Below are 23,957 nucleotides of genomic sequence, written 5' to 3'. Positions count from 1 at the left end.
AGGACGCATCCCGGCGGCTCAGGTACCGCGCAGCGCGTCGGCCGGGGCCAGCCGGGCCGCCCGCAGCGCCGGATACAGGCCGGCGACCGCCCCGATCACCAGTGCCGCGGCCAGCCCGGCCGCCACGGCGACCAGCGGGATCAGCGGCGGCCAGCCGTGCTCGACGGCCAGCACCCGGGTGATGATCACTCCCGCCACCACCCCGAGCCCACCCCCCGCCGCGGCCAGCACGACCGACTCGATGAGGAACTGAGCGGCAACGTGCGGGCGAGCTGCCCCCAGCGCCCGGCGCAGGCCGATCTCGCCCCGGCGTTCCAGCACCGAGACGATCATGACATTGGCGATGCCGATGCCGCCGACCAGCAACGCCACCGCGCCCAGGCCGAGGAACAGCGCGGTGCCGGAGCTCGCGGCGGCCAGCCGGGCGGTCAGCGCGTCCGACGGGCGGCTCACCGTCACCTGCTCGGGCGCCTCGGGATCGGCCGCGCGGGAGAGCAGGTCGCGCACCTGGGCGGTCCGGTCGGTTTCCGTACGCACATAGATGCGCGTCGGGTGCCCGTCATAGCCCAGCCGCGTTGCCGCCTCGGGCAGGCCGATCAGCACCGAGTTGTCGATCTCGGGGGCCAGCTCGACCGGGCGCAGGATGCCGATCACCGCGTACCACCGGCCACCGGCCGTGATCCGCGGGTGGCCGGCCAGGTCGGCGATGCCCAGCGACTGCGCCGCCGCGTGGCCGAGCACGGCGGCCGGGTAGTGGTCGGTGGTGCCGCTGAGGAACGCGCCGTGCTCGAGCGTTCCGCCGACCGTGGATAGCAGATCAACGGCGGTTGCGCGTACGCCGACCCCACCGGTCAGCCGCGTCGGCACCAGATCGGATCGGTACGCGTTGACGTCGGCGAGCTCGGCCGTGGCCGTCGTCCCGGTCACGCCCTGGGTCCGGGCGATCGTGGCCGGCGCGGTGCCCGGCAGCGGCACCTCCTGCCCGGCCAGGCTCTGCCCCGACGAAACGGTCAGCATGCCGGTGCCGAGCCGGTCGATCCGGGCGAGCAGGTCGGCCTGGCTGGACCGGGTGATGCCGAGGACGCCCACCACGGCGGCGATGCCGATGGCCACGCCGACCAGCGAGAGTGCCGCTCGTACCGGCCGGCTCCGCAGCCCGACCGTACCGACCGGCAGCAGGTCGGCCACGCGCAACCGCGACCGCGGCGGAGTCATCTGTAGCGGGGTCATGTGTCGCTCCCGATGTCGTCGACGATCCGTCCGTCGCGGATCTCCACGCGACGGCGGGCGGCCGCCGCCACCCGGTCGTCGTGGGTGATCACGACGATCGTCGTGCCGGCCTCGTTCAGCTCCCGGAGAAGGGCCAGGATGCCGGCGCCGGCGGCACTGTCGAGGTTGCCGGTCGGCTCGTCGGCCAGCACGACGGCGGGCCGGCCGACCACGGCCCGCGCGATGGCCGCCCGCTGGCGCTCGCCGCCGGAGAGCAGCCCTGCCCGGTGCCGCGCGCGGTCCCCGAGCCCGACCCGGTCCAGCGCCTCGTCGGCGGCCCGGCGGCGCTCGGCGGCCCGAACGCCCCGGTACAGCAGGCCGGCGGCCACGTTGTCGCGGGCGGTGAGCCGTTCCATCAGGAAGAACTGCTGGAAGACGACGCCCAGACGGTGCGCCCGCAACCCGGCGATCCGGCGGTCGGACAGGCCCTCGAGGGGCTGGCCGGCGATGCGTACGGAACCCGATGTCGGCCGGTCCAGTCCGGCGGCGAGGTTGAGCAGCGTGGTCTTGCCGGACCCGGACGGCCCGACGACCGCGACCATCTCTCCGGCGTGGACGGTCAGGCTGATCCCGTCGACCGGCACGACGCCCGGGTAGGCCTTGCGGACCGCACGCAACTCCAGGACGGCGCTCATCCGGCCGGCACCTGAACGAGCTGACCCGGCGTGAGGTCACCGTCGACCTCGACCGTGCCGGTCACATCGTCGAACAGTCCCGGCGTGACCGGCACGAACCCGCCGCTCGCCAGCCGCACCTGGTACCCGCCGCCGGATCGGGGCAGCAAGGCCAGGACCGGCACCAGCAACACGCCGGTCCGGCTCGCGGTCGTGAGGTAGACGCCGGTCGGCGCCTCGTCCAGACCCTGAGCCGCCTTGGGCAGGGTGACCCGGATGGTGACAGTGACGGTGGCGGCGCTCTGTTCACCGCCCTGCCGGGCCGGCGTGGTGGCCGTGCGAGCCACCGAGCTGACGGTGCCGGCGCTCGTGCCCGGCAGGCCGTTCACCGTGATCTCCACCCGGTCGCCGGGGGCGACCGTGGCCCGCTCGGCCACCGGGATCTCGCAGGTGACCACCGGCCGGGTCGAGGTGCCGGTCAGCACAGTCGAGCCCACCCCGACGCTGGTCCCCGGTGCCGCCGGCACCTGGTCGACGCGCAGCGATCCCGGCTCGAACACCACGGTTCCCAACGGCAACTGCCCCGTGCGCTGCCCCGCCGGCAGGCCCCAGGCGGCCTGCCATCGTCTGATGGCCGCCGCCGTGGCCGCCGTGAACGTGTCGTCCACCGTCATCCGGTCGTCCGGATCCATGCCCAGCGCGACCAGGTTCGTCTCCAGCTCCTTGACGTCCGGCCCGGGGGTCACGCCCAGGCGCAGTTCCCGGTACGCCGGCACCGCCCCGAACAGCAGGTGCGTCGGCCGGTCGGCCACCCGGTACAGGACGCCGCCCCGGTACACGGTGCTCCCGGCCGGCGCCACCGCGGTCAGCACGCCCGGCTGACCCAGAACGGCGACCGGGTAGCTGCCGGCGAATCCGAGAGTGCCCGTGTACTGGGTCCGCTCGGCCACCGAACCGCGGGTCACCGCCGCCGTACCCGTCACCACCTCGGCGGCCGGCGCCGGCGTCGCCGGCCGGGCGGTCATCGCCCATCCGGCGCCGGCCGCGGCCACACCGAGAATCGTCACCGCCGCGCCCACCACCTTTCTCATGAGGCGAACCTGATCGGGCCGTCGTAGTACTTCTGGCAGATCTGGATCTTCGGGCCGACCGCGGCCTTGCCCTGCGCCATGATCTGATCCGCGCCCGGGAACACGCCGTCGGCTCGCGGATCGGGCCAGTCCGGCTCGCCGTTCTGCCGCATGCACTGGGCGAACTGCCGCATCTTGGGTACGTCGGCGGGGTTGGGAACGTTCTCCCGGTCGTTGTTCTGCAGGGCAGCGGCCGGTATCCGGTCCTCCACCGCTTTGCAGGCGGCCCGAGCCGCGTCGAGGTTCTGTCGCGTCGCCTGGTCCACAGTGTTCTCGTCGGGCACCACGACGTGCCCGTTGCGGACGGGGACGTCGGGCATGCCGGGCGCCCCGTGCTGCCTGATGCACTGGACCAGGTTGTTCACCAGCACCTGGACCTGCGCGTCGGACATGCCGCTCGGCGCGGGGGCGGGCGCGGCCGACGAGCGGCCGCTGCCGCATCCCGCCGGCGCGACCATTCCGATCAGGGCAATGACCACGGCCGTCCGTCGACCGCCTCGGAATACAGGCACGATTGCTCCCTCCGTGTGGCGGCCTCCGCGACCGCGCCTATGACGCTCGCAGCGCGGGAGAGCGGACACATTACCCCACGGTGGGGGTGGCCATTCCCCCTTCGGGGAACCGGCGGGGGGCAGGATGGGGGCATGCCTCTGCACTCCGGCCGGCGCCCGCAGGACGCGGCGACGAACCGCAACAGCAACCCCTTCGCGACCGTGGCCAATCCGGCGCTGGCGCAGCAGCTCTCGCCGCCGCTGCGGGCGCTGGCCGACGACCCGGTGCCGGCCGACGTGGCGTACCAACTCGTACACGATGAACTGCTCTTGGACGGGCGGGCCCGGCTGAACCTGGCGACGTTCGTGACCACGTGGATGGAGCCGCAGGCGGAGCGGCTGATGGCCGAGTGCGCCGACAAGAACATGATCGACAAGGACGAGTACCCGCAGACCGCCGAGTTCGAGCGGCGCTGCGTGAACATGCTGGCCGACCTGTGGCACGCGCCCGACCCGGACGAGGTGGTCGGCTGCTCGACGACCGGGTCGAGCGAGGCCGCGATGCTGGCCGGCCTGGCCCTCAAGCGGCGCTGGGCCGCCCGGCAGCCGGCCGGGAGCACCGCCCGGCCGAACGTCGTCATGGGCAGCAACGTGCAGGTGTGCTGGGAGAAGTTCGCCAACTACTGGGAGGTCGAGCCCCGGATGGCGAAACTGCACGGCGACACGCTGCACCTGACGGCGGAGGACGCGGTGGCGCTGTGCGACGAGAACACGATCGGCGTCGTCGCGATCCTGGGTTCGACGTACGACGGCAGCTACGAGCCGGTCGCCGAGATCGCCGCCGCCCTGGACGCGCTGCAGGGGCGCACCGGCTGGGACATCCCGCTGCACGTCGACGGCGCCTCCGGTGCGATGATCGCGCCGTTTCTCGACCCGGACCTCGAGTGGGACTTCCGCCTCGACCGGGTCGCGTCGATCAACACCTCGGGCCACAAGTACGGCCTGGTCTACCCGGGCGTCGGCTGGGTGCTGTGGCGCTCCCGCGGCGCGCTGCCCGAGGAACTGGTCTTCGACGTCAGCTACCTGGGCGGCTCGATGCCGACCTTCGCGCTGAACTTCTCCCGCCCCGGCGCCGAGGTGGTCGCCCAGTACTACACGTTCTTCCGGCTCGGCCGCGAGGGCTTCCGGGCCGTCCAGCAGGCCGCCCGTGACGTCGCGGTGCACCTGTCCACGGGGATCGAGGCGACCGGCCTGTTCCGGCTGATCACCCGCGGCGACCAGGTGCCGGCCTTCGCGTTCGCCACCGCCCCGGAGGTGACCGGCTTCGACGTCTTCGACGTGTCCCGGATGTTGCGCGAGCGGGGGTGGCTGGTGCCGGCCTACACGTTCCCGGCCGAGCGCACCGACCTGTCCGTCCTGCGGATCGTCGTCCGTAACGGCTTCACCATGGACCTGGCCAACCTGTTCCTGGCCGACCTCAACCGGTTGCTGCCGCACCTGTCGGGTGGGCCGTCGGCGACCGCCTTTCATCACTAGGCACCAGGGTGACCTCGCCGTCGAGGTGCTGCACGGTGAACAGCGTCCCGGGTGGATAGTTGCCCAGCACCTCCGGCGGCAACTGCACCGTGCCGTCGCCGGCGACCACCGCGAAGTCCTGCCCGTCGCGGCCCTCGGCGCCGACCCGCCCGTCGCGGATCGTCACCGCCCGGCCCAGCCGCGCGCCCACCTCGTTGTCGTGGGTGACCACCACGATCGTGGTCTGCCGTTCGGCGTTCACCGTCTCCATCGCCGCGAGGACCTCGTCGCGCCCGGCCGTGTCGAGGCGGCTGGTCGGCTCGTCCACCAGCAGCAGGCCCGGGCCGGTGGCGATGCCGACCGCGAGGGCCGCCCGCTGCCGCCCGCCGGGGGTCAGGTCGGCGAGGCGTTGCCGGCCCTGGCCCGGCAGGCCGACGAGATCGAGGATGCGATCCGGGTCGTCCAGCTTGATACCCCTGGTGTGGGCGGCCCGGCGCTGGGCGAGCCAGATGTTGCGGTGCAGTGACGCGTACGGCAGAAGGTTTCGTCCCGCACCCTGCAGGACCACGCCGATCTCCGTCCCGCGCAGCCGGGAGACCTCGCCGTCGGAGAGCTTGCCCATGTCGTACGTGCCGATGTTGATCCGCCCGGCGGACGGCCGCATCAGGCCCGCGAGCAGCGCGATCAGCGTCGACTTGCCGGAGCCGGACGGCCCGACCAGCGCCAGCGTCTCACCCGGCGCGATCGACAGGTCGACGCCGGCCAGCGCCACGACGTCACCCGCCTCGGCCCGGTAGATGTGCACGACCCGGCGGCAGGCCACGGCCAGTCCGTTCATGCGGCTCACGCTAGCGGGACCCATGGTCGCTCGAAAGTGTCCGGCCGTAGGCTTCTAGGGTGATCCCCGTGCGTGACATCGCCGTTTTCTCCGGATCCGCCCATCCCGAGCTCGCCGCCGAGATCTGCCTGCATCTGGGTGTGCCGCTGATGCCCACCAAGACTTCCCGATTCGCCAACGACTGCATCGAGGTCCAGCTCCAGGGCAACTGCCGCGAGCGGGACGTCTTCCTCATCCAGCCGCTGGTTCCACCCGTACAAGAGAATTTGGTGGAATTGCTTTTCATGCTCGACGCCGCCCGTGGCGCGAGCGCCGGCCGCATCACCGTGGTGCTGCCGCACTACGCCTACGCCCGCAGCGACAAGAAGGACGCGCCGCGCATTTCCATCGGCGGCCGACTGGTGGCCGATCTGCTCACCACGGCCGGCGCCCACCGCGTCCTGGCCATGACGTTGCACTCCCCGCAGGTGCACGGTTTCTTCAGCATTCCGGTCGACCATTTGCACGCGCTGCGCGAGCTGGCCCACCATTTCCGCGGCTACGACCTGAGCAACACCGTGGTCGTCTCGCCCGACCTGGGCAACGCGAAAGAGGCCGCGGCGTTCGCCCGCATGCTCGACATCGACGTGGCGGCCGGCGCGAAGCAGCGCTACGCCGACGACAAGGTGGTCATCACCACGGTGATCGGCGACGTGACCGACCGCGACGTCATCGTGCTCGACGACGAGATCGCCAAGGGCAGCACCGTTTTCGAATTGCTGGCCCGGCTGCGCGAGCGCAATGTCCGCAGCGTCCGGGTCGCCTGCACGCACGGCCTGTTCACCGGCGACGCCATCCGCCGCCTCTCCGACGAGAAGGAGATCGAGGAGATCGTCTGCACCAACACGGTGCCGATTCCCCGCAAGAACCACACCGAGAAGCTGACCATTCTCTCGGTCGCCCCGGCGCTGGCCGAGGCGATGCGCCGCATCCACAACGGCGAATCGGTGAGCGCCCTGTTCGCCTGAATTCACATTCCTGTCGTATCTGGGTGGGGCGTACGACCGCAGCCTCGCCGAGGCCGGGCCAGGGGCCCAGCTTTCGCTGCCCCTGGCCCTTCATTCTGCGTGAGTGGTTCGTCAGGCTGTCACGCCGATCCGGGCGCGCATTTCCTCGGCCCAGAGGTCGGCGGCGTAGACGTCGCTGCCCGGCTGGTGCTTGCGGCCGCCCTCGGCCAGGCTCCCGGCGTTGACCGGCTCGAAGCCCAGCTGCTCGATGATGTCGGCCACCTCGCGCTTGGCCGCGGCGTCGTCGCCCGAGAGCGGGATGCCGTAGCGCTCGAGCGCCCCGGCCTCGTGCCCGTAGTCGCGCAGGTGGTCCCACCGCATCGCGTTGAAGGCCTTGACCACGCGGCCGCCGCGCAGATGCTCCTGAACCAGCTCGCTGGAGGTGGTCCACCCCTCGTCGAGCGCCGCGATGTGCCCGTCCCGGCCGGGCAGATAGTTCTCCACGTCGACGATCGTCTTGCCATCCAGCCCGCCGGCCGGCAGGTCGTGGTAGTGCCCGAACGGGGTGGCCAGCACGACCATGTCGCCGTAGTCGGCCGCCTCGCGGGCGGTCATGGCGTGGGCGTGCCTGCCGAGCGATGTCTCCAGATCGTGCAGCGTCTCGGGCGCCCGGGAGTTGGCGACGGCCACGTCATGCCCGGCCACCACGAACGACCGAGCCAGCGTCGACCCGACATGCCCCGCGCCGATGATCCCGATGTGCATGTTTCTCCTCCTCAACCGGCAGTTTGATCCAGACCGGGAGGAGGTCGTACGTCACGTTACCCGGTGAGCGAGGGACGGGGAGGGCGTCCCGTCCCCCGCTCCAGTCCAAGCGGACGGATGGTGGCTCTAGGAACCGGTGTCACGCGATAGTGCAGCCTGGTTGCCTCCCTTCATTTGCGGGGGCCTATCTTGGGAGCGCTCCCAGAGGACTTTACCGGTACGCAACAGAGATGAACAGAGGCGCGTCAGGTCGCCGTGCAGGTGACCGCCGGCGTCGTTGCCGTGCCGGAGCCGAGGAAGCCGAACGTGGTGCTCCCGCCCGCGCTCAGCGCCCCGTTGTAGCTGACATTCGTGGCCGTCAGGACAGTGCCGCTCACCCTCGCGGTCGCGTTCCAGGTCTGCTGGACGGCCGGCGCGCCCGGGTAGGCGAGCTTGACCGTCCAGCCCTTGATCGCCGCCGAGCCGGCCGCCACCGTCACGCCCGCCTGGTATCCACCGGACCACTGACTGCTCAGCGCCTACCCGGCGGAGCAGTCACCGGCGGCCGGCGGCGTGGTCGGGGGCGTGGTGGCCGGGGGTGACGTACACCCAGAGGTAGTCCGCGCCGTGCAGCGCCTGGTCGAACACCTGCACCGTGAAGGTGTTGCCGACCGTGGTGGCCGTCCAGTCGCCGATCGTGTCCATGGCGTTGTAGCGCCCACTCTGCGTGTGCCCGGCGCTGCACAGCTGCCCGTCCGGGATGACGCCCTGGTGGTTGCCGGCTACCCCTCCCGGTAGAGGCCGTTCCAGTTCCACATCGCGTTCGGGTCGGCCTGCCAGGCCTGGTAACACATCGGATCCTCGGTGACCATGGCCGGTCCTGGAAGTGGTCGCCCCACCGGAGGAAGCAGCCGTAGTTGCGCGAGGCCGGACTGATGACGTTGCCGTGGCCTGGGCCGGCCCGGCCGGCGCGACGACGGTGACAAGGGCGGCGACGAGGATTTTCCTGGCTTTCATGAGGCTCACAACTCCGTCGGTGGCAGGGAAAGGTCCGCGGAGGATGCCCTCGACCTCCGCGCGGCGCGTGACCCGGCAAGTGCCGACCCTCCCTCTGAATTGACATCTGTCAATACTGAAAGGCCCGTCACGGTGGTCCACCCGTGACCGGGGGACGCGCGCGGGGCCGCCGATGGGTAAGAATGCCGGGGGCCGTCGCGGCGCTGGGGCCGCGACGCGTGACGCCGGGAGGTCCGGGGGATGCCGGAGCGTGACGCCGCGGAGCTGCTCCGCGACGCGAAACGGGTCGTCGCCTTCACCGGCGCCGGCATGTCCGCCGAGTCCGGCGTGCCCACTTTCCGGGATGCGCTGACCGGTTTGTGGGCTCGCTTCGACCCCAAGACGCTGGCCACCCCGGCGGCGTTCGCCGCCGACCCCGCGCTGGTCTGGGGCTGGTACGAGTGGCGCCGCGCCGGGGTCGAGCGGGTACACCCGAACGCCGGCCACCGGGCGGTGGCCAGCATCGAGTCGCACGTCCCCAACACGGTGGTCATCACCCAGAACGTCGACGACCTCCACGAGCGGGCCGGCTCCGGCACCCCCATCCACCTGCACGGCAGCCTCTTCACCCCGCGTTGCTCGTCGTGTTCCCGCCCCGTCTCGCTCTCCTCCCTGCCGCCCTCGCCGGACGCCGCCTCCCGGCCGGAGGGTGAGCGCGACGGCCGCATTCCGCCACCACAGTGCGCCGCCTGCGGCGCCCCCGTCCGGCCCGGCGTCGTCTGGTTCGGCGAGGAGCTCTCGACCGATGCGCTCTCCGCCGCCACCGAGGCCGCCTTCGGCTGCGACCTCCTCTTCACGGTGGGCACCTCGGGCCTCGTCTACCCGGCGGCGGAGATTCCCTATGTCGCGGCCCGGTCCGGGGCCACCGTGGTGCAGATCAACCCGGAGCCCACCGCCCTCGACGCGGTCGCCGACGTCAACCTGCGGGGGACCGCGGCGCGAATCCTGCCCGAGCTGGTCGCCCGGGCGTGGGCCGATCGGTGAATCGGCCTCGGTCGACTTTTCGTCGACCGAAGTCGGTGGGCCCCGTCGACTTCTGAGCGCCACCCATCGACCTTTGGCCGTCGAGCCGGGACCCCGCCCGCGCGTACCTTCGGCGCATGGTCTTGATTGCGCATGTCAGCGATGTCCACGTCGACGCGGGTGAGCGGAGCGCCGAGCGCACCGGCCGGGTCTTCCGATATCTCGCCGGGCTGCCGTCCCCGCCCGACGCGGTGATCGTCACCGGCGACCTCGCCGACCATGGCGCCGAGGCGGAGTATGAACGGTTTCGTGGCCTGGTCCCGCTCTCCTCGCCCGTGCTGTACTGCCCGGGAAATCACGACGACCGCGGGCCCTACCGCAAGGCGTTGCTCGGCGAGGAGCCGCAGGAGGGGCCGGTCAATCGGGCGTACGAGATCGCCGGGGTTTTGATCTTGATGTGCGACTCCAGCATCCCGGGTCGCAACGACGGGCTGCTGGCCGACGAGACCCTCGAGTGGCTGGGGGTGACGCTCGCGGCCCGGGCCGAGCTGCCCGCGCTGGTCTGCTTCCATCACCCGCCGGTCACGCTCGGCATGCCCTTCGTCGACGGCATCCGGCAGTTCGGCGCCGAGCGGCTGGCCGCCGTCGTGGAGCGGCATCCGCAGGTGGTGGCGCTGCTCTGCGGGCATGCGCACACCGCGGCCGTCAGCACCTTCGCCGGGCGTCCGCTGGTGGCCGCCCCCGGCGTGGTCTCCATGTCGACGCTGCCGTTCGAGACGGAGGAGCTGATCGATCTCCGGCAGCCGCCGATGATCGCGTTTCATCTGCTCGACGACGAGCGCCGGCTGACCACTCACTACCGCGCGATCGTCTGACGATGGTTGCAATGCTGGCGAACTGGCCGCACGCACCCCACCCGACACGGATCATGTCGACATGGGTGTCATGGCTTACCCCCTCCGGTACGCGCTCGCCGATCTCGCCCTGGCACTCAGCCGGGTCGTCGACAACGCCGAGGAGGTGCGTTCCACGGCGGCTCGTGCGGCGGCCGACATGATCGGGGACGGCGCGGGCGTGCAGCTGTTGCGAGACGACGGCCGGTACGAAGCGATCACCTACAAACACGTCGACGACGAACGCTCGGCGTCGCTCGGCCGGGTGCTCGACCACGTCGGCCAGCTGCCCGACGACGACTTCTCCACGGCGCTGGCCGCCAGCCGGCGGCCGATCGTGCTGGCCGGCGACGGCGTCGAGCCGCTGGCCGGCGAGGAGCACCAGGTGCACGCGGCCGTGCTCTGCCCGGTGATCGTCGACAACATGTATGCGGGGTATCTCGTGCTCACCCGGGAGGCGCCGGGCTCGTTCTACTCGACCGCCGAGGTCGAGCTCGCCCGGGACATCGCCGGCGAGCTGGCGCTGGCCTGTTCGAGCGCCCGCGCGCTGGAGCGGCTGAGGGCGAGCGAGGAGCGGTACCGCCGGGTGCTCGAGACCATCCCCGAGGGGGTGCTGCAGCTCGACCCGGACGGCGTGGCCACCTACGCCAACGAGCCGATCGGCGTGGTGCTCGGCATGCCGCGGCACCAGCTCGTGGGGGTGTCGCTGCGCGGATTCCTCGACGATCAGGGGCAGAAGGAGCTGACCCGGCGGCTCGCCGAGTGCCAGGCCGGCCGCTCCACGGTCGGCGCGACCCGGCTGATGCGGGCCGACGGCTCCCGGCGCAGCGTGCGGATGAGCATGATGCCGCTGATGAACGACCAGGGCCAGTTCACCGGCGTGGTCTGCATGGTCACCGACACCACCGACCACATCGACGCGCGCGGGCTCAAGCGGCAGCTCGATCACCTGCGCCGGCTCGACAGCCTCGGCCAGCTGATCGGCGGCATCTCGCACGACTTCAACAACCTGCTGACCGTCGTCGGCGGCTCGGCCGACATGATCCTCTCGCACGCCGAGCCGGATTCGCCGCAGCACAGGCTGGCCAACGACATCCTCGAGGCGGTCGGCACCGGGCGCACGCTCACCCACCAGCTGCTCGCGTTCGGCCGCAGCGAGGGCAACCGGCCCGAGATCATCCCGATTCCCGACCTGCTCACCGACGTGCAGTCGCTGTTCAGCCGCACGCTCGGCGAGCACATCGGGCTCGACCTGGCGTTCGGGCAGGACGTCTGGCCGGTGCGCGCCGAGCGGGGGCCGCTGGAGCAGGCGCTGGTCAACCTCGCGGCGAACGCGCGGGACGCGATGCTGCACGGCGGCATGCTGCGGGTCGCCGCGTCGAACGAGGTGCACGAGCAGGGCGAGCCGCCCGAGGGCGCGCCGAAGGGCCGGCTGGTCCACCTGGTGATCACCGACACCGGCACCGGCATGACCGACGAGGTGCGGCGGCGCGCGCTCGAGCCGTTCTTCACGACCCGCCCGACCGCGGCCGGGCTCGGGCTGGCCACCACGGCTGGCATCGTGCAGGGGATCGGCGGGCACATCGAGATCGAGTCGCAGCCGCGGATCGGCACCACGGTGCACCTCTACCTGCCGGCCGCCGAGACCAAGCAGCCCGCCGAGGCGCGGCAGGCGGCCAACCAGGTGATCGGCAACGTGCTGATCGTCGAGGACCAGCCCGAGGTGGCCCAGCTCGTGCAGCGGCTGATCGAGCCGGCCGGCTACGTCATCACGGTCGCCACCGACGCCCTGATGGCGGTCACCCAGGTTGCCGCGGGCGCCCATCCCGACCTGCTGATCACCGACGTGGTCATGCCCACGATGACCGGCCCCGAACTGGCCGCGGCGCTGCGCACCCACCACCCCGACCTGCCGGTGCTCTATATGTCCGGCTACACGGCGGCGTCGCTCGGGCCGCAGCTGCACCTCGACGAGAACAGCATGCTGATCGAAAAGCCGTTCACCCGCTCGACCCTGCTGGGCGCGATCCGCACCCTCTGCGGCCCCCAACCCACCGAGTAGCCCCCTATTCGCACCTCGCTGGGCCTGATTCGCACCCTTTGTGAACCTCACCGACCGAACAGAAAGACCACCAACGCGTACGCTGGGCGGCTCCCACGCCGATCCGGGCAGCGCTCGGCTTCGCCGCTGCCGCAGCGCGGCCGCCTGCCGACGAAGGCCGTAGCGCGCCTCTCGCGCCACTGCACTGCCCGTGCCCGCAACCGCGCGGCGAGTCCGTCCCGGCGCTGCGGCGTGTCTCGCGCGCGGCGCCAGGGGTGCGCGGCAGGTTCCGCGCGGGCCACGTGCGGCGAGTCCCGCGCTGGCCGGGTGCGGCGAGTCTCGCGCGCGGGGCGGGTGCTGCGGGTCCCGCGCTGGCCACGTGGACGACTTTCTTCGCGGGGCGGCCGCAGCGAGTTCCTGTGTGGGCCGGGGAAGGCGCGGCGAGTCGGCGTGGGCGGATCGGGTGCTCGGTTCGGAGGGTCTGACTGCTCGAACGAGTGCCGGGGCTGGGGGTGACGCGAATCCGGCGACTCCTACCAAAGGTGCGAACTTGGGCGCACGGGCTTGCCAGGCGATCCGGACAAACAGCAGGATTCCGGGTCATCGCTGGCAGCCCGGAAGGAAGCTTGAGTGACCAAGGATCGCACGAGCAGCGTCGCACGCGCGGATTCCGACGGCGCGTCGACCATGGATCTCAGCGGGCGGTGCGTGGGGAACTCGTACGTCCTCCAGCATCCGATCGGGCAGGGTGCCACCGGCACGGTGTGGCGGGGGGTCGATCGGGCATCGGGGGAGCCAGTCGCCGTCAAGCTGCTGCACGAGAGCCTGCTGCGCCAGCCGCGGCTGGTCACCCGGTTCGTGCAGGAGCGGACCATCCTGCTGATGTTGCGGCACCGGAACGTGGTGCGGGTGCGTGATCTCTTCAGCGTCGGCGAGACGCTCGGGCTGGTGATGGACCTCGTCGACGGCGGTAGCCTGCGCGATCACCTGCGCGAGTACCACACCGTGCCGGCCGGGGAAGCGGCGCGGCTCGCGGCGCAGGTGGCCGCCGCGCTCGCCGAGGCGCACGAGCTAGGGGTGATCCACCGCGACCTCAAGCCGGACAACGTCCTGCTGCGGGTCGAGGGCGGGCGGCTGGACACCCGGCTCACCGACTTCGGCATCGCGCGGATCCTCAACACGCCCAGCATGACCACGCCGAACGCGGTCGTCGGGACGCCGCACTACATGGCCCCCGAGGCGTTCCACGGGGTCACCGCGAGCGCGGCGACCGACGTGTACGCGCTGGGCGTCCTGCTGTACGAGCTGGTCAGCGGGCGCCCGCCGTATGACAGCGACTCGATCCCCGACCTGATGCGCCGGCACATGGAGGGCAACCCGGAGCGCCGGCGCGGCGTCCCCGACGGTATCTGGGACCTGATCACCCAGTGCATGGCCACCAAGCCGCGCCTGCGCCCGACGGCGGCCGAGATGGTGGGCGAATTGTCCGACGCGGCCCGGAAGTTCGTCGACGTGCCGGCGCTGGCTCGGCCGTCGACCATAGGTGCGAGCGCCATAGATCCGGATAAGTCGGACTTGGCCGACCTGGACGTGGCAGACCGGGGCGTGGGCGGCCCGGGCGTGAATGGCCAGCGCGCGGACGGCGGGAGCCTGGACCTGGCCCGGCGGGAACGTGGAGGATCCGCCGGGCCGATCCGGGGAGTGCCGGTGCAGGGCCGATCGGCGCAGGGCGGATCGATGGCTCCCGCCGGCGGGCGGCGGCCGACCACCGAGCGCGGGCACGACAACAACCGCCGGGGGACCGGGGCAGAGGCCGCCATGAGCAACGGAGGGAAGACGCCGGACGCGGGCGGGAACGATCCGGAGGCCGTGCGCCTGCTGCCCCTGCCGCGGCACGGCGAGCCCGCCAACGCTGCCCCACGCCGGCGCTGGGCCCGGCCCGGGGCGACCACCACGACGGTCATCGCGGGCGCGATGCTGGCCGCCGCCGTCGCGGCCACGGGCTGGCATTACCGGGGCAACGGCAAGGCCATCGCCGACCCGGGCGCCCACCCGATCGTGGCGGTGCCGACCGCGTCCGAGCGGCAATTCCGGGAGACGACGCGCGGCGACGGGCCACGACGGGCCGCCGCCGCGAAGAGCGCCGCGCCGCCGCGACTGGCGCCGACGGACGTCGCGCGGTTGGTGACTTCCCCGCGCGTACCGGCAAAATCGCAAGCACCCAGGGTGACCACGACGCGGTCACCGCAACCGGAAGCCAAGCCCTATGGGCCGTGGCAGTGCACGCAGAGCATCGCGTTCGACTTCGTCTCGAGGCTGCCGGTCGCGCCCAAGCCCTGCCAGATGCTCGGCCGCGACATCCAGTACCAGGCCTCGCTGACCGCGCCCGGCGGCGGGACCGGGAGCATCACCGTGGCGCTGCAGGACGCCGGCAACGGGAGGACCGTGGCCGGGCCGAGGACCTGCACCGGCCTGCTGTTCGGCGGCGACGCGGACACGCAGGGATGCGGCCCGGCCGGGGCGAATCCGGCAAAGGGGCACAAGTACGTCGTGGCCATGTCGTTCCGCTACGTGCGCGGCGGCCAGACGGTGGCGAGCACGACGAAAGGCGCCGTCTTCGCCTGGTGATCGCCGTAGCGTGAGCCGGCGTGGGGATCGTGTCGGCGACAATGGCGATCGTGCTGACCCTGAGCGGGCCGCCGCGGGACCCGGCGTGGTTCCCCACCCGCCTCGCCCACCTCGGTGACGCTCGGCAGGCGATCGTCGTCACGGGACGCTCGACCGGCTCGAGCTACGCGACGCTGCGTGCCTTCGTGCGTGGTGACGACGGGCGATGGCGGGCGGCCTTCCCGGCGATGGCCGCGCGCACCGGCTACGGCGGCTGGCAGTGGGCGGCCAAGCGGGTGCAGGACACCGGCACCACGCCGATCGGCACGTTCCGGATCACCGAGGCCTTCGGGCTCGCGGCGAATCCCGGCGCCAAGCTGCCCTACCGGCGGGTGGACGGCGACGACTACTGGGTCGGCGACCGGACGGATCCGCGTACGTACAACCTCTTCCAGCCGATGGCCGCGCCGCAGCGCACCTGGCGGATCGGGCAGGCCGAGCGGCTGGCCGCCTACCCGCGGCAGTATCGGTACGTCGCCGTGATCGACTTCAATCGGCCGCCCCCGGCCACGGTGAGCTGGGACCCGAAAAAACACGAATATTTCACGACAGATCCGGCAATGATCGGGCGGGGGAGCGCCATCTTCCTCCACGTCAACGGCAAGGGATCGACGGCGGGCTGCGTCTCGATCACGCAAGCCAGCATGATCAGCATGCTGCGCTGGCTCGACCCGCATCTGAAGCCGCGCATAGTGATGGCGCCGACGACGGAAATTGACCGAGCGTAGCGGCGGCCGACAAACCAGTCGAGAAAGTCGCTGCCGGCTGTCACTCTGGCCGGATGCTGCTCAAGCTGACCGGATCCAGCGGCGCGGGCAAGACCACACTCGCCTTCGCCCTCGCCGGCCGACTGGACGGGGTCGTGGTGCACGACTTCGACGAGGTCGGCGTCCCGGAGCCGCCGATCCCGCCGCACTGGCGCAATCGCATGACCGAGGTGTGGGTCCGGCGCGCGCTGGAATATCAGGACCGTGGCCTGGACCTGTTGCTGACCGGGAACTCGCCGCTGGGCGAGGTCCTGGCCGCGCCCTCGGCCCCGCTGCTGAACGGGATCGCGGTCTGCCTGATCGACGTCGCCGACCAGGAACGGCGCGACCGCCTCGCCGTCCGTGACAAGGGTCGATGGGAGCACGCCGCCATCGACGCCTTCTGCGGCTGGGCCGCCTGGCACCGCGGCCACGCCCGCGACCCGCGTTACCGGCCGGCGGTCATCATCAGCGGGAGCTGGCCGGAGATGGCCTGGCACCGGTGGACCGGGTGGACCGCCGAGGACCCCCGATGGCACACCCACGTCATCGACACCAGCGGCCGGCCGCTCGCGGCATCGGTGGATCAGGCCGAGCGATGGGTCACCGAACAGCGCGAGGCCCACCGGTCCGGCCGATCGGCTTGATCCACTCAGGCGCCGGGCCGAATCAACCCGCTTTCGTACGCCCGGACGACGGCACCGATCCGGTCCCGCACTCCGAGTTTGGCGAGGATCCGGCCCACGTGGGTCTTCACCGTGGTCTCGCCGAGGTGGAGCCGGCCGGCGATCTCGGCGTTGCTCAGCCCGCGCGCGACCAGGCTCAGCACCTCCCGCTCCCGGTCGGTGAGCCGTTTCAGCCGCGGGTCGGGCAGCGGCCCGGGGCCGGCGGTGACGTACCGCTCCAGCAGCCGCCGGGTCACCGACGGCGACACCATCGGATCGCCGCGCAGCACGCCGCGGATCGCCACCAGCATCTCCGCGGCGGGAGCATCCTTCACCAGGAAGCCGTCCGCCCCGGCCCGCAACGCCGCGAAGGCATACTCGTCCAGGTCGAACGTCGTGATCATCAGGATCCGGGTGGCGGGCAGCGCGGCGCGGATCCGCCCGGCCGCGGCCACGCCGTCCAGGCCGGGCATGCGAACGTCCAGAAGGATCACCTCCGGCCGGTGCTCGGCCGCGGCGTCGATCGCCTGGAGGCCGTCGGCGGCCTCGCCGACGACGGTGAGATCGGGTTGGCTGTCGACCACCATACGGAGGCCGACCCGCATCATCTCCTGGTCGTCGCAGATCAGGACCCGGGAGGGTGGCCGGTCGAACATCCGCCCATGCTGCCGGTCTCCCGCTGTGGAATCGCTGTGACCGCCTGGTCGAGGGGCAGTGTGGCGACCACCCGGTAGCCGCCCGCGGGATGCGGCGCCGCGTCCAGCGTGCCGCCGAACATCGCCACCCGTTCGCGCATGCCCGCGATGCCGCGCCCGGACGACGGCAGCCGTTCCGCCCGGCTCGCGGCCGTACCGTTGTCGCGCACCTCGATCCGGACCGCCCGGCGCGGGCCGGGCTCGCCGAGGTCGACGGTCACCTCGGCCTCGGCGCCCGCTCCGGCGTGCTTGACCACGTTCGTCAACGCCTCCTGGACGATCCGGTAGGCCTGCACCACGGCGCCGGCCGGCACGTCGTCGCCGCGGCCGGTGATCCGGACGGCGGCCCCGTCGACCCCGGTCGTCAGCCGGTGCAGGTCGGTCAGGGTCGGCTGCGGCGACGGCGCCGGGTCGCCGGCCTCCAGCACCGCCAGCAGGTGGCGCAACTCGATCAGCGCCGCCCGCCCGGTGGCGCTCACCAACCGCAGCGTCCGGTCCACCGCGGCCGGATCGGTCTCCCGGACCAGCTGCGCACCCTCGGCGTTGACGACCATCACGCTCACGCTGTGCGCGAGCACGTCGTGCAGTTCCCGGGCGATCCGGGTCCGTTCCTCGGCCGCCGCGGCCCGCGACAGCGCCCGGCGCTCGGAGTCGGCCAGCTCGGCCCGGCGCTCGATCGAGTCGAGGTAGGCGCGCCGGGCCCGCACCCGCGCGGCGAGCAGCCAGACCGTGGCGATCGCCAGCCCGTAGGTCAGCATGCTCCAGCCCATGTCCGGAGCGGCCCGGACAAGCGTCCAGGCACCGAAGAACGCGGCCACTGCCACGCCGGCGGCCACGGCGGCTCGCTGCCGGCCGCACACGACCAGCGTGTAGAGCATGAGCAGCAGCGACAGGTGAGCGAGCGGGAGATTCTCCGCCCAGGTGCGGGTGAGCAAGCCGAGCCAGGCGGCGCCGAGGACGATCGCCGTCATCGCGCCCGGCCGCTGGTGACGCCAGAGCAGCGGCAGAACCAACCCGGCCAGGATGACGGCCTGCACCCAGAACGGCCGGCCGGCGGGCGGATCCACGATCGCCGACGCCGCGAAGACGACGGCCCACACTCCCGACCACCAGCTCACCCGGAACACGGGCCTCACGGTATCGATCGGCGGCCGGCCGGGCGTCCTCCCGTACGGCGAACCTCGTCCTCCCGCGGGAGGACGAGGACGGCCGACTGGCCGGACGACCGATGATGATCATGGCGCCTAGCGTCCCCGCCATGTCGATTCTCACCGAGTTCCTGCGCCACCCGCTGCTGACCGGGGCCGTCGCCGCCAGTTCGCCCGCGCTTGCCCGGGCGATGACCGACGGCATCGGCCTGGAGCAGGCCCGGACCGTCGTCGAGCTGGGTCCCGGGACGGGCGTCTTCACCGAGGCGATCCGGCGCCGGGTGCCGCCCGGCGCCCGGATCGTCGCGATCGAGATCAACGGGCACCTTGCCGAGCACCTTGCCCACCGTTACCGCGGGGAGCCGGTGGACGTCGTGCACGGTTCCGCCACCCAGCTGGCGAGCCTGGTGGATCAGCCGGTCGATGCGGTGGTGTCCGGACTGCCGTGGACCGTCATGGCGGAGCCGGTCCGGCGCCGGATTCTCGACGCGGTCACCGCCGTTCTCGCCCCCACCGGCGCGTTCACGACGTTCGCGTACGCCCACGCGGCCTGGACGCCGCCGGGCCGCCGGTTCGCCGGTGAGCTCAAGGAGCGCTTCGGCGTCACCGGGACGAGCCGGGTGGTGTGGCGCAACCTGCCGCCGGCCTTCGTGCACCGCGCGACCGTGCCGAAGGCGAAATTCGATCGTGCCGTCGCGCGTTGAGGGCTACCGTGCTGTTCATGTTCGCGCTCGGTTCGCAGCTGCCCCTCGTGGTGGCTCCCGTGTGCGTTCTTCCCGGCGCCGATACGCGACTCTGACCCTTCCCCACCGGCAGCAGAACCCCGGGGAAGGGTGGGCTGCTCCCTGCGCGGGTTCTGACGCGCCCCGCCTGGCGACGGGGTGTGTGACACCGAAATGCCCTTACATCCAGTGAGGATCGAGAGAAGACCATGGCGAAGAGCCAGTTCATCCGTACGAAGCCGCACGTCAACATCGGCACGATGGGTCACGTCGACCACGGCAAGACGACCCTGACCGCCGCGATCACCAAGGTTCTCGCCGAGCGCGACCCGGCCGCCAACCGGTACGTCGCGTTCGAGGGGATCGACAAGGCCCCGGAGGAGGCGGCGCGCGGCATCACCATCACCATCGCGCACGTCGAGTACGAGACCCCGAACCGGCACTACGCGCACGTGGACATGCCCGGCCACGCCGACTACGTGAAGAACATGATCACGGGGGCGGCGCAGGTGGACGGCGCGATCCTCGTGGTGTCGGCGCAGGACGGGTCGATGCCGCAGACCCGCGAGCACGTGCTGCTCGCCCAGCGGGTCGGCGTGCCGTACCTGGTGGTGGCGCTCAACAAGAGCGACGCCGTCGACGACCCGGAGCTGCTCGACCTGGTCGAGCTCGAGGTCCGCGAGCTGCTCTCCGAGTACGGCTTCCCCGGCGACGAGGTTCCGGTCGTACGCGTGAGTGCTCTCCGGGCTCTCGAGGGGGACCCGCGGTGGGTGCGGTCGGTCGTGGACCTGCTGGACGCGGTCGACGAGTACGTGCCGGTGCCGCCGCGCGAGCTCGGCGAGCCGTTCCTCATGCCGATCGAGAACGTCCTGACGATCAGCGGCCGGGGCACGGTGGTGACCGGCAAGGTCGAGCGGGGCACGCTGCGGGTCGGCGAGCCGGTCGAGGTGGTCGGTCTCGGCCCGACGCTCGGCACGGTCGCGACCGGGCTGGAGATGTTCGGCAAGTCGCTCGAGCGGGCCGAGGCCGGCGACAACGCCGCCGTCCTCCTGCGTGGGGTGAAGCGCGAGCAGGTGCAGCGCGGCCAGGTGGTCGCGCTGCCCGGCAGCGTCACGCCGCACAAAACCTTCAAGGCGACCATGTACGCGTTGACGGCGGCCGAGGGCGGGCGGCACACCCCGTTCGCGGCCGACTACCGCCCCCAGTTCTACTTCCACACCACGGACGTGTCCGGCGGGATGGACCTGGGGGACCGCGACCTGGTCCTGCCCGGCGACACGCTCGACGTGGTCGTCACGCTGGGCAAGCCGATCGCGCTCGAGGCCGGTATGGGCTTCGCGGTCCGTGAGGGCAACCGCACGGTCGCCGCCGGCACGGTGACACACTTGCTGGACTGACCAACGACGGCCCGGCGGCTGGATGCCGCCGGGCCGCACTATGCGGTCAGCTGGAACTGGTCGAGGTCGAAGCCGGCCGTCAGCCCAGGCAAGTGGACCGATACGGGATCTCCGGAATGAGGTGGGCCCATTCGCCGGCGCCGAGGCCGCGGCCGACGATGGCGCAGGCGTACCGGGCCGGGTCGGCGCGCACGCTGTTCAGCGACGCGTAGCTCCACAGCGAGACGGTCGTGTCGCCCATGTTGGACTGACCGCTGACGGCCACGGTGCGCCCGTCGCTCCGGAACGCCAGCCCGCGCACCTGGTCGCTGCCGAAGGCTCGCACCGTTGCCAGCCGGGACGGTGAGGCCGGATTGATGGTGTCCCAGAGAATTACGGTGGCGTCCTCACCGCCGGTGGCCAGGGTGCGGCCGTCGGCGCTGAACGCGACCGACCACACCGTCCCCGCGTGACCCGCCAGACTGGCGATCCGCTGCGCGTGCGCCCGGTCCGTGACATCCCACAGGATGGCCGTGCGGTCGTTGCCGCCGCTCGCCAGGTAGCGGCCGTTCGGGCTGAAGGCCAGCGACTGCACGCTGTCGCTGTGGCCGCCGGCCGTCATGCCGATCCGGGCGGGGGCGGAGCGGTCGGCCACGTTCCACAGCGTAACCGTTCGCTCGTCGGGGCCCGCGGTGGCCAGCGTACGGCCGTCCGGGCTGAAGGCCAGCGCACTGCCGAAGCTGACCCCACTCAGCTTGGTCAGGAGGGCGGGCCGGGCCCGGTCGGCCAGGCCCCAGAGCATCAGGGTGCGGCGGTCGGCCGCGACGGCCAGGGTGCGGCCGTCCGGGCTGAACGACATCACGTTCGTTTCCCCGACCGCCCCGGGCAGGACCGTGAGCTTTGTCGCGCGGGCCGGCCGCGCCGCGTCCGCCACCCTCAGCGACCCGTCCGCGGCGACGGTGGCCACCGAACGGCGATCCGCGCTGAACGCCACCGCCCGGACCTCCCCACTGCTCAGGGTCAAGCCGGCGCCGGGGACGGGATGGCGGGGGTTGGCGGTGTTCCAGGTGCTCGCCGTTCCGTTCGAGCCGGCGGCGACCAGGAACCGTCCGTTCGGCCCGAAGACCGTGGCCAGGGCCCGCCCGTCCGGCGTGGCGAGTTTCGCGAGCTGGTCCGGAGCGCCGGACGAGGTCACGTGCCACAGCGTCGTGGTCGCGGAGGCGTCGCCGGTGACCAGCATGCCGGCCTTCAGGTCGAGGGACAGCGAGTTGATCCGCCCGTGGGCCTGCACCATGGCCAGGGCGCCCGAACTCCCCGTCGCCGTCCGGTCCCACAGCGCCGCCTTTCCGTTCTCGTCACCGCCGGCCAGCAGGCGCCCGTCCGGGCTGAACACCACCGAAGTGACGCTGCCGCTCAGACCGGTGAGCCGGGCGAACGGCACGTTGTCCGGATCGTTGTCTGGGACGTTGCTCTTCCTCGTGTAGTAGAGATCCACTGTGCCGTCGCTGTCCCCGACCGCGACCGTCGATCCGTCCGGGCTGATCGCCATCGGCACCATGCCGAAGCTGAGGATCGCGTTCGGGGAGACCGGATGGGTGGGATCGGTCAGGTCGTAGACCGGAACGAACCGCAGGCGGTCCACGATGAGCAGGCGTCCGTCCGGGCTGAGCGCCAGATGCGCCACCGGATAGTTTCCGAAGTCGGACAGTCTGACGAGCTGGACCGGGTGCATCGGGTCGGTGGTGTCCCACACGGTCGTGTTCCCCGCCCCCTCGCCGATGACGAGCCTGGTCCCGTCTTCGCTGAGCGCGATCGCGGCAATGTAGCCGGCGGTCGGCAGCGTGGCGAGACGGACCGGACGGGACGGGTCGGCGACGCTCCACAGGACCGCCCTGCCGTATGCGTTGACGAAGGCCAGCATCCGACCGTTCGAGCTGATCACGAGGGGGCTGTCGATCGAGGCGGCCTCCGGAAGCACACCGAGCCCGGCCGGCCGGCGCGGGTCGGCCACGTTCCACAACGAGACGCGGTCGTCGTTGCCGAGAGCCGCCAGGAAGCCGCTCCGGCCGTACACGGCCTTCGTCACGCCGGCGAGTGCCCCGGCGAACTGGGTCTCCGTGACGACGCCGGCGAGCCGGCTGCGGGTCTCCGCGTCGGGGTTGAGAGCCTGCGCCGCCGCGCCCAGCATCAGGGCGGTCCGCGGGTCGTCGACGATTTCCGCCGCCGCCTGGTTCAGCAGGCGCCGGCTGACCGCGACGCGCTGCTGCCGATCGGCCTCGGCGGCCGCCCGGTCCGCCAGCTGGCGCTGCTCGGCCGCGATCCGCGCCAGCCGATCCGCCTCCTGCTGGGCCCGCCGTGCCCGCTCGGACGCCTCCTGCGCCAGCCGTTCCTGTTCCTGTTTCCGGGACGTCGCCTGGTCGGCGAGCCGTCGCTGGCGCTGCGTCTCGGTCGCTGCCTGGTCGGCCAGCGTCTTCTGCTGATCCGCGTCCTGCGTGGCTCGCTTTGCGGCCTGCTCGGCCTGGTCCGCCGTGAGGGATGCCTGGGACGCTCTTGCCTGCTCTTGCTTCGCCAGTTCTTCCTGCCGGCTTGCCTCGGTCGCGAATCGTGTGGCGTTGTCGCGTTGGTTGTTGGCGACGTGCTGCTGGCGTAGCGCCTCGGCCGCGGCGTTGCGTGCTCGATCGGCGTTGCGGATCGCCGACACCCCGGTCACGGACGCCAGCAGCGCCAGCACCAGCAGGGTGACGGTGGCGCCCACGCGGAGTCGGCGGGCTTGGCGGTGCTGCCGGACGTCCTCGCCTTCCAGTTCGTCTTTGCTGACCCCGTGCATGGGGGCGGCGAGTTGGGCGATCGCGTCCCGGAAGCGGGAGTGTTGCAGGCTCAGGTGCTCGCTGCCCTGGGCCCAGCGCAGGTCCAGGAAGAACGGTTCCTCGGTGAACACACCGCGCAGGGTGGGCGGGACCGCGGTCGAGTCGTCGGTGAAGTCGCCCCGGTCGTTGTCCCAGTTCCAATCGCCGTCGGTCACCACGGGCAGCACCCGCTCGGCCGACTTGGTGGCGATCCAGTGTTCGATCTCCCGGTTCACCCACGGTGACCGGGCGGCCTCGGGGGAGGCAAGCAGTACGAAGAACTCCGAGCCGTCCAGGGCGGTCTGGATCGAGGACCACAGCCCGGGGGTGACCGCCAGGCCGGTCTGGTCCCGGAAGATCCACAGCGCGCGGCGTCGATGCCAGGGCTTGCCGAGGCGGTGCAGGCCACGCTGTACGGCCGGGGCCAGCCGCCCGTCGGCGGCATGGCTGTACGAAATGAACCCATTGAAGGTCATGGCTGGTCCCCCGCGGTCGACGCCTGCTGCGACGACAGATTGTGCATGCCGCCGCAGCGCGAGAAAAGCCGGGAAC

21 protein-coding genes are annotated in these 23,957 nt (G+C 72.0%); 10 read left to right on the top strand and 11 right to left on the bottom strand.

What is annotated here, in order from left to right; genetic code table 11:
* Positions 1-18 precede the first annotated feature (18 nt).
* Genes IH26_RS0126335 through IH26_RS61425 form a run of 4 tightly spaced genes read right to left on the bottom strand, consistent with a single transcriptional unit; the run spans position 19 to position 3,525 of the window.
* Positions 19-1,230 carry an ABC transporter permease gene (locus IH26_RS0126335; RefSeq protein ID WP_030438920.1) on the bottom strand — a complete coding sequence of 404 codons (1,212 nt, stop codon included), beginning with the start codon at positions 1,228-1,230 and terminating at the stop codon, positions 19-21.
* Positions 1,227-1,904, bottom strand: coding sequence for an ABC transporter ATP-binding protein (locus IH26_RS0126330; protein ID WP_030438919.1), 678 nt, complete (start codon positions 1,902-1,904; stop codon positions 1,227-1,229). Before IH26_RS0126330 ends, IH26_RS0126335 begins: the two co-directional genes overlap by 4 nt.
* Positions 1,901-2,974: a peptidoglycan-binding protein gene (locus tag IH26_RS0126325; RefSeq protein WP_169789818.1), complete on the bottom strand. Its 1,074-nt coding sequence runs from the start codon at positions 2,972-2,974 to the stop codon at positions 1,901-1,903. The genes IH26_RS0126330 and IH26_RS0126325 overlap by 4 nt, the downstream gene beginning before the upstream one ends.
* The gene (locus IH26_RS61425; RefSeq protein ID WP_169789817.1) at positions 2,971-3,525 is read right to left on the bottom strand and encodes a hypothetical protein; all 555 of its coding nucleotides are present in this window, start codon (positions 3,523-3,525) and stop codon (positions 2,971-2,973) included. Before IH26_RS61425 ends, IH26_RS0126325 begins: the two co-directional genes overlap by 4 nt.
* Before the next feature lie 132 nt (positions 3,526-3,657).
* Between IH26_RS61425 and gad the strand changes: the two genes are divergently transcribed.
* On the top strand, positions 3,658-5,040 hold the full coding sequence (gad, locus tag IH26_RS0126315; RefSeq protein ID WP_030438916.1) for a glutamate decarboxylase: 1,383 nt from the start codon (positions 3,658-3,660) through the stop codon (positions 5,038-5,040).
* Here the strand turns inward: gad and IH26_RS0126310 are convergent.
* Positions 4,982-5,857, bottom strand: a complete 876-nt coding sequence (locus IH26_RS0126310; RefSeq protein WP_051808514.1) for an ABC transporter ATP-binding protein — start codon at positions 5,855-5,857, stop codon at positions 4,982-4,984. The genes gad and IH26_RS0126310 overlap by 59 nt on opposite strands.
* Before the next feature lie 68 nt (positions 5,858-5,925).
* Between IH26_RS0126310 and IH26_RS0126305 the strand changes: the two genes are divergently transcribed.
* Positions 5,926-6,864: a ribose-phosphate diphosphokinase gene (locus tag IH26_RS0126305; protein WP_030438914.1), complete on the top strand. Its 939-nt coding sequence runs from the start codon at positions 5,926-5,928 to the stop codon at positions 6,862-6,864.
* A gap of 111 nt (positions 6,865-6,975) precedes the next feature.
* Here IH26_RS0126305 and IH26_RS0126300 read toward each other — a convergent pair whose 3' ends face one another.
* The 3 genes from IH26_RS0126300 to IH26_RS64890 form a co-directional block, all read right to left on the bottom strand.
* Positions 6,976-7,623, bottom strand: a complete 648-nt coding sequence (locus tag IH26_RS0126300; RefSeq protein WP_425394399.1) for an NADPH-dependent F420 reductase — start codon at positions 7,621-7,623, stop codon at positions 6,976-6,978.
* 230 nt (positions 7,624-7,853) lie between these two features.
* Positions 7,854-8,087, bottom strand: a complete 234-nt coding sequence (locus IH26_RS64895; protein WP_030438912.1) for a cellulose binding domain-containing protein — start codon at positions 8,085-8,087, stop codon at positions 7,854-7,856.
* A gap of 55 nt (positions 8,088-8,142) precedes the next feature.
* On the bottom strand, positions 8,143-8,403 hold the full coding sequence (locus IH26_RS64890) for a lytic polysaccharide monooxygenase (protein WP_483757043.1): 261 nt from the start codon (positions 8,401-8,403) through the stop codon (positions 8,143-8,145).
* Positions 8,404-8,844: 441 nt separating this feature from the next.
* Here IH26_RS64890 and IH26_RS0126285 point away from each other — a divergent pair, with 441 nt between their 5' ends.
* From IH26_RS0126285 to IH26_RS0126260, 6 genes are all read left to right on the top strand, one after another.
* Positions 8,845-9,627 carry an SIR2 family NAD-dependent protein deacylase gene (locus IH26_RS0126285; RefSeq protein WP_030438911.1) on the top strand — a complete coding sequence of 261 codons (783 nt, stop codon included), beginning with the start codon at positions 8,845-8,847 and terminating at the stop codon, positions 9,625-9,627.
* 116 nt (positions 9,628-9,743) lie between these two features.
* Entirely contained in the window at positions 9,744-10,481 is a 738-nt protein-coding gene (locus IH26_RS0126280; RefSeq protein WP_030438910.1) for a metallophosphoesterase, read from the top strand.
* A gap of 70 nt (positions 10,482-10,551) precedes the next feature.
* On the top strand, positions 10,552-12,561 hold the full coding sequence (locus tag IH26_RS0126275) for a hybrid sensor histidine kinase/response regulator (protein ID WP_245665516.1): 2,010 nt from the start codon (positions 10,552-10,554) through the stop codon (positions 12,559-12,561).
* Between the two features lie 609 nt (positions 12,562-13,170).
* Complete coding sequence (locus IH26_RS62240) at positions 13,171-15,168, top strand: serine/threonine-protein kinase (RefSeq protein ID WP_245665514.1); 1,998 nt, start codon at positions 13,171-13,173, stop codon at positions 15,166-15,168.
* A 20-nt stretch (positions 15,169-15,188) separates the two neighbouring features.
* Positions 15,189-15,935 (top strand): L,D-transpeptidase family protein, encoded by a 747-nt coding sequence (locus IH26_RS0126265; protein WP_245665512.1) that lies wholly within the window; start codon positions 15,189-15,191, stop codon positions 15,933-15,935.
* A 53-nt stretch (positions 15,936-15,988) separates the two neighbouring features.
* A complete protein-coding gene (locus IH26_RS0126260) occupies positions 15,989-16,600 on the top strand; it encodes an ATP-binding protein (RefSeq protein ID WP_030438906.1) in 612 nt (203 codons plus the stop codon).
* A gap of 5 nt (positions 16,601-16,605) precedes the next feature.
* On the opposite strand, the gene IH26_RS0126255 is transcribed toward IH26_RS0126260, so the two are convergent.
* Positions 16,606-17,274: a response regulator gene (locus IH26_RS0126255; RefSeq protein WP_030438905.1), complete on the bottom strand. Its 669-nt coding sequence runs from the start codon at positions 17,272-17,274 to the stop codon at positions 16,606-16,608.
* Entirely contained in the window at positions 17,244-18,440 is a 1,197-nt protein-coding gene (locus IH26_RS0126250; protein WP_157437398.1) for a sensor histidine kinase, read from the bottom strand. The genes IH26_RS0126255 and IH26_RS0126250 overlap by 31 nt, the downstream gene beginning before the upstream one ends.
* Positions 18,441-18,571: 131 nt before the next feature.
* Between IH26_RS0126250 and IH26_RS0126245 the strand changes: the two genes are divergently transcribed.
* Positions 18,572-19,165, top strand: a complete 594-nt coding sequence (locus tag IH26_RS0126245) for a class I SAM-dependent methyltransferase (RefSeq protein WP_030438903.1) — start codon at positions 18,572-18,574, stop codon at positions 19,163-19,165.
* 227 nt (positions 19,166-19,392) lie between these two features.
* The gene (gene tuf, locus IH26_RS0126240) at positions 19,393-20,580 is read left to right on the top strand and encodes an elongation factor Tu (RefSeq protein ID WP_030438902.1); all 1,188 of its coding nucleotides are present in this window, start codon (positions 19,393-19,395) and stop codon (positions 20,578-20,580) included.
* A 79-nt stretch (positions 20,581-20,659) separates the two neighbouring features.
* On the opposite strand, the gene IH26_RS0126235 is transcribed toward tuf, so the two are convergent.
* Positions 20,660-23,881 (bottom strand): TIR domain-containing protein, encoded by a 3,222-nt coding sequence (locus IH26_RS0126235; RefSeq protein ID WP_030438901.1) that lies wholly within the window; start codon positions 23,879-23,881, stop codon positions 20,660-20,662.
* Positions 23,882-23,957: the final 76 nt, after the last annotated feature.

The organism is Actinoplanes subtropicus (assembly GCF_000721705.1).
Taxonomy (GTDB): domain Bacteria; phylum Actinomycetota; class Actinomycetes; order Mycobacteriales; family Micromonosporaceae; genus Actinoplanes; species Actinoplanes subtropicus.
Note: the sequence above shows the minus strand (reverse complement) of the source record. Positions and strands in the feature narration are given on the sequence as shown.

Bases quoted from the DNA above. Each gene is read 5' to 3' on its own strand.
- IH26_RS0126335 (WP_030438920.1), bottom strand. From the start codon at position 1,230: ATGACCCCGCTACAGATGACTCCGCCGCGGTCGCGGTTGCGCGTGGCC.
- IH26_RS0126330 (WP_030438919.1), bottom strand. From the start codon at position 1,904: ATGAGCGCCGTCCTGGAGTTGCGTGCGGTCCGCAAGGCCTACCCGGGC.
- IH26_RS0126325 (WP_169789818.1), bottom strand. From the start codon at position 2,974: ATGAGAAAGGTGGTGGGCGCGGCGGTGACGATTCTCGGTGTGGCCGCG.
- gad (WP_030438916.1), top strand. From the start codon at position 3,658: ATGCCTCTGCACTCCGGCCGGCGCCCGCAGGACGCGGCGACGAACCGC.
- IH26_RS0126310 (WP_051808514.1), bottom strand. From the start codon at position 5,857: ATGAACGGACTGGCCGTGGCCTGCCGCCGGGTCGTGCACATCTACCGG.
- IH26_RS0126285 (WP_030438911.1), top strand. From the start codon at position 8,845: ATGCCGGAGCGTGACGCCGCGGAGCTGCTCCGCGACGCGAAACGGGTC.
- IH26_RS0126280 (WP_030438910.1), top strand. From the start codon at position 9,744: ATGGTCTTGATTGCGCATGTCAGCGATGTCCACGTCGACGCGGGTGAG.
- IH26_RS0126275 (WP_245665516.1), top strand. From the start codon at position 10,552: ATGGCTTACCCCCTCCGGTACGCGCTCGCCGATCTCGCCCTGGCACTC.
- IH26_RS0126260 (WP_030438906.1), top strand. From the start codon at position 15,989: ATGCTGCTCAAGCTGACCGGATCCAGCGGCGCGGGCAAGACCACACTC.
- IH26_RS0126255 (WP_030438905.1), bottom strand. From the start codon at position 17,274: ATGTTCGACCGGCCACCCTCCCGGGTCCTGATCTGCGACGACCAGGAG.
- IH26_RS0126245 (WP_030438903.1), top strand. From the start codon at position 18,572: ATGTCGATTCTCACCGAGTTCCTGCGCCACCCGCTGCTGACCGGGGCC.
- tuf (WP_030438902.1), top strand. From the start codon at position 19,393: ATGGCGAAGAGCCAGTTCATCCGTACGAAGCCGCACGTCAACATCGGC.
- IH26_RS0126235 (WP_030438901.1), bottom strand. From the start codon at position 23,881: ATGACCTTCAATGGGTTCATTTCGTACAGCCATGCCGCCGACGGGCGG.